Genomic DNA, 12,439 nt, shown 5'->3' with positions numbered 1-12,439 from the left:
CACCTAGTGGAGTTTGGAATTAAATGGACAACACTTAGGGTAACTTTACTGCTAAAAACGATACAAAGATTCTGAATTTAGAAAATCTGTATCGCGCATAAACTCAAGAATCTCGGACGCGATCGCATCTGCGTGACTTCCCGCCGCATCATGACCGCAGTTGGGGATAATCTTAAACTTAGAGCTGGGCATACAGGCATGAAGTTTTTTGCCATCAGCAACTGGGAACCATTGATCTTGATCGCCCCAAAGAATTAGAGTCGGACAGGCGATCGCACTCAGGTTATCTTGGACGTTACGAATTAAATTCGGTTCATTCTTTACCAAACGCTGAATTTCTTGCGCTGCGTGTTGTAAATCCTCGGCAGTTTTTGTCAAAGCATTCGGAAATTCGACATACGGATAAGTAATCCAGTAAACTTCTTCGGGTGTAATTCGTGTCCAATCCACTACAACTTCCCGACGCCCGAAGGCTACAATTTGCCACAGTAGCGGTGCAAATAGTTGAGTCACGCGCAAGTGATCCGCTATCTTAACTAAATCTAACGGCAAATCTGCTAATAACTGCATCCCCCAAAACGGCAATCGTTTGAGGAAAATCGGTACATTAATTACAACTAATCTATCGAACAAATCTGGATGCGCTTGGGCGGTGGCGAGGGTCACTAATGCCCCCAAAGATAGGGCTACCACAACAGCCGGTTCATCGCATAACGCTCGCACGATCTGCTCTAGTTCGAGCGATTGATGACCGAGTATTTCCGGGTGTGATGGCATCTCGGAAAAACCGTGTCCTTTCGCATCGAAACAGATAACGCGAAAATGTTGTGACAATGGCTCAATCGCGTAACGCCAATTGTAGCTCCAGCTCGCCATTCCATGCACTAAAAATAGCGGTTTACCTGTACCTTTTTCGCCATAAGCAATTTTTACAGGATTCCCGTTAGCATCAGAAATGGTTATCGTTTGACGCCCGTTTGGAAATGTGGCTTCCCACCAGTCTTTCTTACTCATCTGTTGTACAATTCCCTTGAGAATCGAATTCAAGGGTTAGCCAATAAACTTTGCTTGCAAGGAATTAAAAATATCAGATTGGAAAGGAGAAACGAATTAAAGTTTTTAATTTTTAATTTTTATTTAGTTATCGTTTGCCACAGCAGATTCAGGATAAAAAGACTGAAAGCAGCAATGCAAATCACAAAGAGCATCAACCCACCCAACAGCAGAATGATAAACCACCAATCTGCCTTTTGACTCTGCCGAGGAGAAGCTAGATGAGCTTCTAGAAGCATCATGTTTTTAGCATTCGCTTTCCAGGTAGCGTCAAAGAAATCCCCCAACACCGGCACAGTGCCAACTAAAGTCTCAAAAATAATATTTAGCACCATCCGCACCAAAGCTTCTCGTGGTAGACCCAGCAGCGCTGCCTCCAGCACGATATAGCCTGACAAGGCACTTCCTAGTATATCCCCGCCTCCAGGGAGCAGTCCAAGTAGAGGATCGATGCCCACGCGGTAGGAAGTTCCCGGAATCGCGATCGCATTATCCAGAATATAAGTAAGCGATCGCAGGCGCTTAATTCTAGCTGACTTGGCGTCCGTCGATCTTATAGGAGGTTTGGGAGGAGGCTGAGACATCAGAATCGATAATGGGGGAGTGAGTAGCGGATAGGGAAAAAATCGTTACCACCTACTACTGACGGAAAAGGAACAAAGCTTCGTCTTGCTATTGGAATGTCTTGCTGTTGGCATCAGTGTTCAACACCTCAAACCCATCCCTTCTGGAGGTACGGAAGACATTTCTTGCTCCATATCCGTTAGCGTTGTCAGCGTTGAGCTAGGAGTTGCAACTTGTTCGATTTGAGTCAACAGGGTTTGCGCTTGTGTCTCTCCCTTATCAGCCAGTTGCTCTAGGTAGAGCTTGAGTTCGTCGGCAAGGGCACTGGGAAGGTACATGGCTACCACTCCGTCTTCCGGTGTGAGCTTCTTTTATGCATCATAGCTTCGTCGGGCACTAGAATTCAGCCCCGATTCTTGCAAGTTAACAACTTGCAAGTTAAATGTTTAAACTAACCTAAAATTTCTCCTCCTTTCAAGCTTTAATCTTCTATTCCCAAAGACGGTTGACATCCATCAGCGTGTTTGATAGCACCTATCTATAGGTTGAGATTGTTTAATAGACGACAGACAGCTTAGAAGAACTCGCTAGAATTAAGAACAGAGGAGGTTCAAAATTTCCCCTCTTTTCACTGTTTCATTTGATCGTGTTGAGTTTGCAATTATCTTTTTATGGAATTAAGTAGCCAGTCCTCTAACTCTTCTGACCAACCTCCTCCGCAAAGGTGGGCAGAGTTACTAGGAACTGCAATTGCTTTGTTGACTTTGACCTTACCTGTGTTTGCGATCGCTCACTACTCTCCAAGCGGCGCTCAAAGCTTGCAGCAGCAAACCAGCTATTCAATCCCGATACCCGAAGACTGACCTTCAAGATACAACAAATGGATATCGTGTAATCCTGGAATCTGGGTAAACAGAAGATTCTGTGTTGACCTTCTTCCCGTAGAATGCTCACAAGGGCTATCTGAAAGGATGAAGGATGAAGGAGGAATATTTCGATTCCTCCTTCAAAAACGGGTGCGATTCGTAGCGGCTGTAAAGTAACTACGTTAAGCCTCTACAGCCTTCAAACTGACATCAGGGCACCCCCAATACTTTGTGTTGCTTGGAGAAACTGGAGAAACGTTTTGGATTTAACACGCATTCCTGCTCAACCCAAACCAGGTCTCATTAACGTCCTGGTTGAAATTACCGCTGGTAGCAAAAATAAGTACGAGTACGATAAGGACTTACAAGCCTTTGCCCTAGACCGGGTGCTTTATTCTTCGGTGCAGTACCCCTATGACTACGGCTTCGTACCCAACACCCTAGCAGATGATGGCGATCCCCTGGATGGCATGGTGTTAATGGAAGAGCCAACATTTCCAGGGTGTGTTATTCAAGCGCGACCTATCGGAATGTTAGAGATGATTGACGGGGGAGATCGGGACGAAAAAATTCTATGCGTTCCCGACAAAGATCCGCGCTATGCCCAAGTCAAATCTCTCAAAGACCTTGCGCCACACCGACTAGACGAAATCGCAGAATTTTTCAAGACCTACAAGAACTTAGAGAAAAAGGTCACAGAAATTCTGGGTTGGCAAGATGTCGATAAAGTGATGCCGCTGGTGGAACAATGTATTAAAGCTGGCAGCAAAGGGTAGGTCTACGAGCGCTAGGTGAGCGAACTAGGAAAAAATTGAGGGATGAAGTGGTTTGAGAACGTTAGAATCAGCTTTAGCTGAGAAAACTTTTCATGCGCCGAACCCTAGTGCTGATAGATACAACATGAGGAAAGTGCAGGCATAGCAGGAGAAGCAATCAGCGCCTTGCACTTTCTCAATGGTGTTAATTACCTTTCTTGTATGCAGCGATCGCTTCTTCTATCAAAAATTCATAGTTGCACGCTTACTAGGGCAAATCTTGACTATGTAGGGAGTATCAGTATTGATAGAACCCTGTTGGATGCCGCAGGTATACTACCTTATGAACAGGTACAAGTCGTTAATGTCTCGAATGGAGAGCGCTTGATTACTTATGCAATCGCGGCACCGGCAAATTCAGGGGCAGTCGAACTCAATGGTGCGGCGGCTCGTTTGGGAATGAAGGGCGATCGCTTAATCATCATGACCTACGGGCAATTTAGCCCAGAAGAACTGAAAACTTATCAACCTAAAGTTGTCCTCGTAGACGGGCAAAATCGGTTAATAGAAGTCCGCCGCTACGACGATCTGCTAAGCGTGCAGCTAACTTCTTGAGCGAATATATGTCTTCAAAAGAACCAGCGGCACCAAATCCTCAAATCTCCAATCCCACAGCAAGTCAGTCAACCCAAGCTGACGCAGAGTTTGTGGTGCAGTTTTGGGGTGTGCGGGGCAAAATTGCCGCCGCTGGCAAGGAGACGCTTCGCTACGGCGGCAATACTCCCTGTGTGGAAATGCGGGTAGGCTCCAAACGATTAATTTTTGATGGCGGCACCGGCTTGCGGTTACTGGGTAATCAATTACTGCGTCAAATGCCGGTGGAAGCTTACGTATTCTTTACCGACTCGCAAAGCGATCGCATTCAAGGCGTTCCTTTTTTCGTTCCTGCCTTTATTAAGGGCAATTGTTTTCATATTTATGGGGCAGCAGGATCTGATGGAGCATCGATTCAACAAAGTCTCAGCGACCAGATGACGCCTCCGAATTTTCCAGTCCCTATACAGGTGATGCAATCAGAACTACAGTTCTACGATCTAACTCCCGGCGAGACGCTCGCGGTAGACGATATCACGATTGAAACCTGTTTAACCAACAATTCCCTGCGGACAATAGGCTACCGAGTTACCTGGCAGGGACGCACGGCTGTTTACGCTACGGGTGCAGACAACGATCCGAATGCCCTTGATGAAAATCTGCTGCACTTAGCCCGTGAAGCCGATTTACTCATTTGCAATGCGACTTCCCCGGAACTAGACCAAGGTTTGGGGGCAAACGGTGAGTCTTCTCATGCAGGTGACTTTGCGATTCAACCCTGCGAAAATCCCTTCTGGCAAACCTGCGTTAAAGCCGCTGATGCGGCTAACGTCAAAAAATTGGTGATGTTTAGCTACGAACCAGACTACAGCGATGACTTTCTCGACCAAGTAGAAGGACAAATCCAGTCGGCGTTTCCGAATGGATTACTCGCCCGTGAAGGAATGATTTTAGCCGTTGAGTAATCGGTCATGAGAGTGTAGAGTTTTGAGCCACAAAAAAGTTCTTAAATTCAAAATTCAAAACTTTTTGCTGGTAATTCAGAGTTTTGATCCCTCTTTTGTTACTTTAGGAAAAGAGGAATGAGTGACAAAAGAGTTCTTAAATTCAAAACTCAAAACTCAAAACTCAAAACTTTTTCCTAATTCTCCTCCTACCGACTACTGAAGACTGAAGAACTTAAAGAAGAAATCACCCGACTAATCTCCTGTAGTTTCTGGGCAACTTGACCGCTACCCAATAAAGTTTCTGCCTGAGTCAAACCGGATGATAAATCTGGGGCGAGACCGCAGTGCCATAGGTAAAAACCACCGTTCCAGATAGCTGCTTGCATAAGTTCGCTCTTGTTACCTTGCAGCACGGCTTGCATTTCTTGTACCAATTCAGTTGCGGAGTCTAGGGCAACTTCCTTTCCCTCAAAGCCGTAGTCACGGGGATGAAGCAGGAGGCGTTGCGGAGACGAACCGGGTTGCCAAGTTCCAATAATCGCCGTGCGATCGCGCGGTAAATCGCAGCTACCTTCTAATCCTTTCACCGCTGTGAAATACTGGGGGTTGCCTCGCAATGCCGAAGAGTCTTGAAACATCCCTTCCGTGGGAGGATGGACAAACCCTGCCACAACGTGAGCTTCCCCTGCATAGGGACACCACATTAACTCCATCGTTGCAAAGGGGGGACGTTTGCCAATTTGGTCGCGGTAGGGAACCAGTCCTGCCGCTTGGGGGAAATGCTTGGGCAAATAAACAAATCCGAGTTGAGTTGCCTCAAACACCTGCTGGACGACAGGGAGGGATAACTCAGCCCAATTGACACCCAACGCCTGCCAAATCTCAATCAGTGGCAAGCCTTCCTTGGTAGGCATCCGGTCGCCCCCGTGCATCACCACCGCCTGTCCAGTGGTTGCCAAGATTAAAGCTGTCAGTGGCGTTATGGGTGCCGTGCGCGATCGCCCATCGTAGGGCGTCCCCAGAACGATAACCGGGCGTTCTGAGTCGATGGGTTGCAGTTTTGGCCCTAGTGCGTCGTAAGCGTCTAACATCCCTGCCAATTCTTCGCCGGTGGGACGCTTAATCCGATGGGCGATCATAAATGCTCCAATCTGCGCTGGTGTTGCTTCCTGTAGGAGCATCATCCGTGTCGCTTCCTCAGCTTCGGAGCGACTTATATTTTCGCCCGTATGGACGCCACTACCCACTTTTCGCAGAATTTCCCTGAACTCATTACTCATAGTATTTTGTCGTAGTCAATCGTTATCAGTTTTTGCGAATGGCTAATTCCCAAAAGATTTTTTGCAATAGCCATTAACCATTAGTTAACAGGTATAGAAGCATCCGAACAGATTATTGTGTTGCCAATCGCTCCTGCAAATTGCATCGGGACTAACTCGCGTACCATCTGGCAAAAGTGCTGAATGGGGGGAATCAGCAAGCGATCGCGCGTTGTTACCATCACTACCTGACGAGACAAGCTGGGATCTGCCAGCGAGTCGGCTAAGTTTGGCGTCCCTGGCGCGGGTGTGGAATCAATGACTCGAATCGCCAGCGTTGCATCCTGGCGAGCATCTACCAAAGCTGACTGGGGCAAAAGGGCAATCAATTCTCCTTGCCGCACAACACCGCGAAAGGCATCAAGCGTATTTAACTCCATCACCGCCTGAAGATTAGCGCCTTGCCGCAAAAATCGCTCTTGTACCAAGCGTTGCATCCCGTACCCATCCTTAAATACCACTTGCGGGTAGTGAACGAGTTCTGACCAGGGCACCTGTTGGTACTTAGTCAGGGGATGATTTGCCGCCATCAAGATTTCGATGCGTTCATTGTATAAGACATCGACCACCATATCCGGGCTAGCCGTTAAAAAGCGGTTATTCATCACGATCGCGACATCGACCATTCCGTCTCGCAAAACTTTGAGAGCGCGATCGCTTCCAAGCGAAGTTACCCGCAGCTGCACCGCCGGGTAATCTCGGCAAAACTGCTGCAACACGGACGGCAAGTATTGGGCGCAAACCGAGTGAATCGCCGCTACACAGAGTTCGGGTTGCTTTCCTGCCAACAAGTCTGCTAATTCTTGCGTGGCTTGTTGCCACTCTTGACAAATTTTGCGGGCGCGGGGCAAAAAGCGTTCGCCTCCGACTGTTAGCTTTGCCTGAGCCGTGCGATGAAACAGGGAAATACCGAGATCCGTTTCCAGAGACTGGATTTGCCTGCTAATAGTGGACTGAGTGAACCCACACTTTCGCGCCGCTTGCTGAAAACTGCCGGTTTCAGCAACTGCTAGAAAGGCTTGCAACTGCTCTAGTCGCATGATATGTAGCCTAAATTACATTTAAAGCCGATGAAATGAATTTAGCGGATTTGCTTAACTGTTTTGGTAGGGCTTGATACAGCAGCTTAGTCAGGGTGGCACAAGCGGGTCTTACCATAGCATGAACGGGAAAACCCTTGGAAATAAATACGATATACGCCAATCGTATACTCAGCGAAGCGATCGCCTACGGCATCGCATCAAAATGAGTGATGAAAAAGATACCCCTTAGCAGTCTCTGATGAATCAGCATGAAGAAACAAACCTCGCTCCTGGTTGCCAGCCGAAACCACCACAACTTGCAACTGATCGCACAACTCTTGATTCAGGAAGGATATCCAATCCTCACCGCTGACAGCTTGGAGGAGTTTGAGCAAGCTTTGAGACATTCTGCACAAATCAGTCTCGCTATCGTAGATATCTGTAGTCTAGACAGTCGGATTTGCGAATGGCTGCGGCACGAGGCAATCCCCATTCTGATGCTTTCTAACCAGTCTGGCTCAACGGACTGGCAGTTTACACTGATCGCTGGTGCTGCCGATCATCGGATCAAACCCATCGGTAAAACAGAACTACTGACGCGAGTTAGTTCGATTTTGAAACACAGAGCTAAATTTGAGCTTGAGAAAGCCCGCGACAACCGGCTATTAAAAGCGGCACCCGATTTACAGAAGTCTAACCCAAAGGTAGATGACCTAGTTTTTAGAGACGCGCTGACAGGAATTGCTAATCGCCATCATTTTGAAGAAATTTTAGAACGGGAATGGAGACGTGCAGCAAGAGAGGCAAGGTTTCTGTCGTTGATTATGATTAATCTTGATTTTTTTAAAGATTTTAAGGATACCTACGGACTTCAGCGAGGCGATTATTGTCTGAGAGAAGTTGCAAAAGCTTTAAGTGCTGCTGTGAAAAGATGTGGAGACGTTGTCGCCCGATATGGGGGTGAAGAATTTGTGACACTTCTCCCCGATACCAATCGCTCTGGGGCGATTGTCGTGGCAGAGGCAATGCGTTTAAATGTGGCAGATGTAAACATTTCCTACGCGAATTCTCCGATTGGCGACCGAGTAACTATCAGTTTAGGGGTTGCCACGTTAATTCCTGAGAGAAATTCCACCCCACAAGCCTTGATTGCTGAGGCGCAAAAGATGCTATCTGTAGCAAAAGAGGAAGGAAGCGATCGCTTCAAAATTTATCCGATTTCAGGCTAACCTCAAGATCCAAATAACAGAATATTGAGCCATTGTGAGCCATATCACGGCACTTATGACTGAATTACGATAGCACTAGAGAGAACCCAAAACAAAGGGGGAAATTTGAAGGAGCAACCGTTGATTTTGGCGGCAGAGCGAAACCCGTGCTACCTGGAACTTGTGGTTCAATTCCTCGGCAAAGAAGGGGATTGTGTCAAAAGTGCTAACCTTTTAGAGGGACTCGATCTAGCCCTAAGCCAGTCAAAAGCAATCGGTTTGGCGCTGGTGGACATAGACGGTTTTTACCGGCGTGTTTGGAAACGCTGCGAACGAATTCGGGATCGGCAAATACCCTTTCTACTACTCTTGCCTAAGCAAAGTGTCGCGATTGAGCAGCAAAACCTAGCTCACGGAATGCAAAGTACATTAGTTAAACCGCTAGTCGTCAAAAAGTTCCTAGTGATCGTTCGCAGTCTACTAAGAGATTAAGTATGAGCCGGATTTTGTTGCTTGTAGAGCAAAAAGAAAACCGCCGCCTGCTCTCAGAGTGGCTTGCTGGGCATCACGAAGTATTGCTACCTGACGAAAAAGAGACGGGGAGCCGAGGAGCTAAGGAGCAGGAGAACAACAGAGAAATTTTACTCAATCCTCAGTCTTGTAGAAATGGGATAAATTGGCGTCTTCTCAGTTCTCAGCCGGAACGGGGTTTCCCCACCCTGGCTGCGCTGCTCAGCACTCAGCACGGGCAGGGTACTGTTCTACCCTTACCGCTTAGCCCTCAGTCTTTAATCCTGAACACAGCTTTTGACCTATGCGTCTTAGATAGCGTGGCTCTAAAGCAGTTTTGGGAAGAGGTGCAAGCTAGAAAAGCCACTGAATTACCAGTTTTTCTGCCATTTCTGTTGATCGTTCCTCGTCAGGATGTGGGGTTGATGACTCGACACCCGTGGAAGAGTGTTGATGAGTTAGTCACTATCCCCATCGAGAAGATGGAGTTGCAGACGCGGGTGAAGATGTTGTTGCGGACGCGACAACTCTCGTGGGATCTCAAACAGCGCAATGCTGAGTTAAAGGAGACAAATGAGCGATCGCAACAGGAAATTGTCAAGCATCAGCAAGCAGAAGCCCAACTCCGACAAAGCGAAGAAAAATTCCGGCAATTTCTAGAAGCAGCACCAGACGCGATCGCGATTGTTGGCGCAAGCGATCGCATCGTTCTCGTTAACACTCAAATTGAGAAAATGTTTGGCTATGAGCGCGATGAATTGCTTGGCAATACTCTGGAGATGTTGCTACCCGATTACATCCGGCGCGTACACGATCGAGAACGCACCGATTCCTGTTGTGAACCTCAAGTCCCACCGATGGGAGTGGGGTTTGAGCTATTTGCCCGACGCAAGGATGGCACTGAGTTCCCCGTAGATGTCAGCCTCAGCCACATCGAAACCCCGCAAGGATTTCTCGTTACTAGCATTATTCGCAACATCACCGTTCGCAAGCAAGCAGAAGAAGAAATTCACAAGGCGTTGGAACAAGAGCGACAATTGGGTGAATTGAAATCTCGCTTTGTGTCAATGGTTTCCCACGAGTTCCGCAATCCGCTGACCTCAATTTCTCTGTCTGCCCATATGTTAGAACATTGCTCTAATGAATGGTCTCAGGAGAAAAAAAGCAAATATTTACTGCGGATTAAAGACATCGTTAGAAATATGACCGACCTATTAGAAGATGTGCTTTTAATCGGCAGAGCAGATGCCGGAAAATCAGAATTTAATCCCGTCTCCCTCGATCTAACAGAATTCTGCCGTAATTTGGTAGAAGAAATCCAACTGAGTGCTAGCAATCAGCACGAGATAAATTTTGTCAGTAATCAAACGCAATTCAAACTTGAAAATTTCAATACTGATAATTACTCTTTTCAAGGTTCTAATCTGGAATGTTTAACCGTCACTGAAAACGAATTTGAGACAATCGTTTCTATGGATGAAAAATTGCTGCGACAAATCCTGAATAATTTGTTATCAAATGCAATTAAATATTCCCCCGAAGGTGGCATCGTTCATTTTGGCTTGACTTGCCAGAACGGAGAGGCAACTTTCCAAATTAGAGATGAAGGAATTGGCATTCCTCCAGCAGATTTAGCGCGGCTCTTTGAAACATTTCATCGAGCCAAAAATGTTGGCAAAATTCCTGGAACTGGCTTAGGGTTGGCGATTGTAAAAAGGTGCGTAGAAATACACGGAGGCAAGATAGCGGTGGATAGCCAAGTTGGGTTAGGAACAACTTTTACCGTAACGCTTCCGTGTTAATAGTTAATAGCGAGTGGCTATTAACTATTAACTGTCCATTCTTTTAAAGCGATCGCTACCCCTTCTTTTAATTCTGGGGTGAGATTTTCGGTGGTAGCGAGTTGCTGTAATTGCTGGTAAGCAATGGGAAATTTTTTGAGAGCAGCGATCGCGTGCAGTTTTACCCCTGCATCGGGATCTGCTAACAGTTCAATTAACTGGTTGATCGCAATGGCATCTCCTAACTGTCCCCATGCCATTGCCACCGCTTGTTTAACCTTGGGATCTTGAGCAGTTGAGCTTTCTGATTCAAGTGCTGTCAGCAGGATTTTAGCAGATGTTGGGACTAATTTTGGAGAATCCACTCGCCCCAAAACGGTGACAATTTCCTGCCATAGCACCGGAGACTCAACAGAAAGGGCTTGTTGCAAATACTCCAAGGCGGCTGCTGTTTGGGGGAGCGATCGCACGATGTCTACTTGCAAGCTAAGCGGTGTATTCGGGGATGAGAGTACCTGAAACAAGGCAGCGGCGGCTTCATCTGTTCCCAGTCGTCCTAATGCGATCGCACTCTGCTGACAAACTTCCAAATTAAAGTCAAATAGCAGGGGTTGTAGCTGAGTTACTAGATTCAATTGTTCTAGTAAATCGGAGCGCATCCCCAAGCCAATTACCGCTTCTTTTCTCACTTGTGCGGCTGGATCTTGCAAGGCATCTATCAATACTGGTGGAATCCGGCTGTCGTGAAAGCTACCCAGTGCTTCAATCGCAGCGGCTCGAATCGCAGATTGGGGATCTTGAACTACGTTCAGGAGAGGCGCAATCGTTTCGGAACGGCGGATCTGAGCAAGCGATCGCACGGCTAACAGTCGTGTCTCTGGCTCTGCTAATAGTTCCGTCAAAGCCTCCACAGCCGGAGAGCCGATATGCGCTAAAGCAGCAGCTGCTGCCACTGTAAGTTCTTCATCCTCAGATGTTCTCAGCAGCTCTACTAAGGCGGTGATGACGGCAGGATTGTCAAATTCTCCCAGAATGCGACCAGCAAACCAGCGCTCCTCCAAGTCGGCGTCTTCGTCTTTCAGAATGGAAATCAAAGGAGCGATCGCGCCTTCCCCTAATTTGGGTAACACCTTCGCCACTTCCCACCGTTCTTGAAAATCCCCTGCGTCAAGTACATCTAAAGCCAGGTTCAATAATTGCTCTAAGTAAAGCGAGTTAGAATCCTCTCCTGTTGACGACTCCCCTTGCCTTACCTCTGCTTTGTTAAGTGGTAGTTGCTGCAAGCATTGGTTTAATAATGACCAGTTTTTTTGCTGTGCCGCAATAGTAGCCTGCTCTAAAACACTTAATAACATCATTTAAATCACTTTTACTCAATTTTTATCCGACACGCTTGACCCACACTAGCTAGCCTTGTTTCCTGAACCTGGATGCCTTTAAGTTTCACAAGCTAGTTTACCTAGAATCTTGGTGGAGATACTAGATTTGCCGATATTGCCGATAAATCAGTATAGAGGCTGCGCTTGCTTGATTTTGACGAATAGAAACCTTTCTCAATCAACTCCTGCTCCGTCTTCAAATGTGAAATAAGCATTGATTTAATGCATTAATTTCATTATTAAATAATTGTATAATTAAAAAAACTAAATTGCAGCCTTTCTCTTTTATAACTAATTTTTTAAATCAATATTAACTAACCGTATAGGCTTATTGAAGGTAGATAGTTTTATAAAATTGTTGCCGCTCTCTACAATTAATAAGTGCTTATGTAAAATAAATTACACATAATAAAAAGTAGAATAAGCTAAAACAAAAGTCAA

At 46.5% G+C, this 12,439-nt stretch carries 13 protein-coding genes; 7 read left to right on the top strand and 6 right to left on the bottom strand.

Features of this window, described 5'->3' with window-relative positions:
* Positions 1–51: 51 nt before the first annotated feature.
* The 3 genes from NDA06_RS19795 to NDA06_RS19785 form a co-directional block, all read right to left on the bottom strand.
* Positions 52–1,014 (bottom strand): alpha/beta hydrolase, encoded by a 963-nt coding sequence (locus NDA06_RS19795; RefSeq protein ID WP_190412353.1) that lies wholly within the window; start codon positions 1,012–1,014, stop codon positions 52–54.
* Positions 1,015–1,133: 119 nt separating this feature from the next.
* A complete protein-coding gene (locus tag NDA06_RS19790) occupies positions 1,134–1,637 on the bottom strand; it encodes a DUF4112 domain-containing protein (protein WP_190412352.1) in 504 nt (167 codons plus the stop codon).
* Positions 1,638–1,757: 120 nt separating this feature from the next.
* A complete protein-coding gene (locus tag NDA06_RS19785) occupies positions 1,758–1,955 on the bottom strand; it encodes a hypothetical protein (protein ID WP_190434305.1) in 198 nt (65 codons plus the stop codon).
* Positions 1,956–2,288: 333 nt separating this feature from the next.
* Here NDA06_RS19785 and NDA06_RS19780 point away from each other — a divergent pair, with 333 nt between their 5' ends.
* The 4 genes from NDA06_RS19780 (at position 2,289) to NDA06_RS19765 (ending at position 4,797) form a co-directional block, all read left to right on the top strand.
* A complete protein-coding gene (locus NDA06_RS19780) occupies positions 2,289–2,480 on the top strand; it encodes a hypothetical protein (RefSeq protein ID WP_190412350.1) in 192 nt (63 codons plus the stop codon).
* A 263-nt stretch (positions 2,481–2,743) separates the two neighbouring features.
* Positions 2,744–3,259, top strand: a complete 516-nt coding sequence (locus NDA06_RS19775; RefSeq protein ID WP_190412349.1) for an inorganic diphosphatase — start codon at positions 2,744–2,746, stop codon at positions 3,257–3,259.
* Between the two features lie 201 nt (positions 3,260–3,460).
* Positions 3,461–3,853 (top strand): aspartate 1-decarboxylase, encoded by a 393-nt coding sequence (gene panD, locus NDA06_RS19770; RefSeq protein ID WP_190412855.1) that lies wholly within the window; start codon positions 3,461–3,463, stop codon positions 3,851–3,853.
* An 8-nt stretch (positions 3,854–3,861) separates the two neighbouring features.
* Positions 3,862–4,797 (top strand): MBL fold metallo-hydrolase, encoded by a 936-nt coding sequence (locus NDA06_RS19765; protein ID WP_190412348.1) that lies wholly within the window; start codon positions 3,862–3,864, stop codon positions 4,795–4,797.
* A 188-nt stretch (positions 4,798–4,985) separates the two neighbouring features.
* On the opposite strand, the gene NDA06_RS19760 is transcribed toward NDA06_RS19765, so the two are convergent.
* Both NDA06_RS19760 and NDA06_RS19755 read right to left on the bottom strand, forming a co-directional pair.
* A complete protein-coding gene (locus NDA06_RS19760) occupies positions 4,986–6,059 on the bottom strand; it encodes an anthranilate phosphoribosyltransferase family protein (RefSeq protein ID WP_190412347.1) in 1,074 nt (357 codons plus the stop codon).
* Positions 6,060–6,139: 80 nt separating this feature from the next.
* The gene (locus tag NDA06_RS19755; RefSeq protein WP_190412346.1) at positions 6,140–7,138 is read right to left on the bottom strand and encodes a LysR family transcriptional regulator; all 999 of its coding nucleotides are present in this window, start codon (positions 7,136–7,138) and stop codon (positions 6,140–6,142) included.
* 251 nt (positions 7,139–7,389) lie between these two features.
* Here NDA06_RS19755 and NDA06_RS19750 point away from each other — a divergent pair, with 251 nt between their 5' ends.
* The 3 genes from NDA06_RS19750 to NDA06_RS19740 all read left to right on the top strand — a co-directional run bounded on the left by NDA06_RS19750 (position 7,390) and on the right by NDA06_RS19740 (position 10,640).
* Complete coding sequence (locus NDA06_RS19750) at positions 7,390–8,349, top strand: diguanylate cyclase (protein WP_348251822.1); 960 nt, start codon at positions 7,390–7,392, stop codon at positions 8,347–8,349.
* A gap of 105 nt (positions 8,350–8,454) precedes the next feature.
* Positions 8,455–8,820, top strand: a complete 366-nt coding sequence (locus NDA06_RS19745; RefSeq protein WP_190987194.1) for a response regulator — start codon at positions 8,455–8,457, stop codon at positions 8,818–8,820.
* Positions 8,821–8,822: 2 nt separating this feature from the next.
* Positions 8,823–10,640 carry an ATP-binding protein gene (locus tag NDA06_RS19740; protein ID WP_190987193.1) on the top strand — a complete coding sequence of 606 codons (1,818 nt, stop codon included), beginning with the start codon at positions 8,823–8,825 and terminating at the stop codon, positions 10,638–10,640.
* Between the two features lie 20 nt (positions 10,641–10,660).
* On the opposite strand, the gene NDA06_RS19735 is transcribed toward NDA06_RS19740, so the two are convergent.
* Complete coding sequence (locus tag NDA06_RS19735; protein ID WP_347277072.1) at positions 10,661–11,977, bottom strand: HEAT repeat domain-containing protein; 1,317 nt, start codon at positions 11,975–11,977, stop codon at positions 10,661–10,663.
* Between the last annotated feature and the right edge of the window lie 462 nt (positions 11,978–12,439).

The sequence above is a fragment of the Trichocoleus sp. ST-U1 genome, from assembly GCF_039961835.1.
GTDB lineage: Bacteria > Cyanobacteriota > Cyanobacteriia > Cyanobacteriales > FACHB-T130 > FACHB-T130.
The sequence above is the reverse complement of the archived record's forward strand: the minus strand, read 5'-3'. Positions and strand labels throughout refer to the sequence as shown.

Excerpts from the sequence above, each read along its gene's own strand:
- NDA06_RS19795 (WP_190412353.1), bottom strand. The coding sequence starts at position 1,014 with ATGAGTAAGAAAGACTGGTGGGAAGCCACATTTCCAAACGGGCGTCAA.
- NDA06_RS19790 (WP_190412352.1), bottom strand. The coding sequence starts at position 1,637 with ATGTCTCAGCCTCCTCCCAAACCTCCTATAAGATCGACGGACGCCAAG.
- NDA06_RS19785 (WP_190434305.1), bottom strand. The coding sequence starts at position 1,955 with ATGTACCTTCCCAGTGCCCTTGCCGACGAACTCAAGCTCTACCTAGAG.
- NDA06_RS19780 (WP_190412350.1), top strand. The coding sequence starts at position 2,289 with ATGGAATTAAGTAGCCAGTCCTCTAACTCTTCTGACCAACCTCCTCCG.
- panD (WP_190412855.1), top strand. The coding sequence starts at position 3,461 with ATGCAGCGATCGCTTCTTCTATCAAAAATTCATAGTTGCACGCTTACT.
- NDA06_RS19765 (WP_190412348.1), top strand. The coding sequence starts at position 3,862 with ATGTCTTCAAAAGAACCAGCGGCACCAAATCCTCAAATCTCCAATCCC.
- NDA06_RS19760 (WP_190412347.1), bottom strand. The coding sequence starts at position 6,059 with ATGAGTAATGAGTTCAGGGAAATTCTGCGAAAAGTGGGTAGTGGCGTC.
- NDA06_RS19755 (WP_190412346.1), bottom strand. The coding sequence starts at position 7,138 with ATGCGACTAGAGCAGTTGCAAGCCTTTCTAGCAGTTGCTGAAACCGGC.
- NDA06_RS19750 (WP_348251822.1), top strand. The coding sequence starts at position 7,390 with ATGAAGAAACAAACCTCGCTCCTGGTTGCCAGCCGAAACCACCACAAC.
- NDA06_RS19740 (WP_190987193.1), top strand. The coding sequence starts at position 8,823 with ATGAGCCGGATTTTGTTGCTTGTAGAGCAAAAAGAAAACCGCCGCCTG.
- NDA06_RS19735 (WP_347277072.1), bottom strand. The coding sequence starts at position 11,977 with ATGATGTTATTAAGTGTTTTAGAGCAGGCTACTATTGCGGCACAGCAA.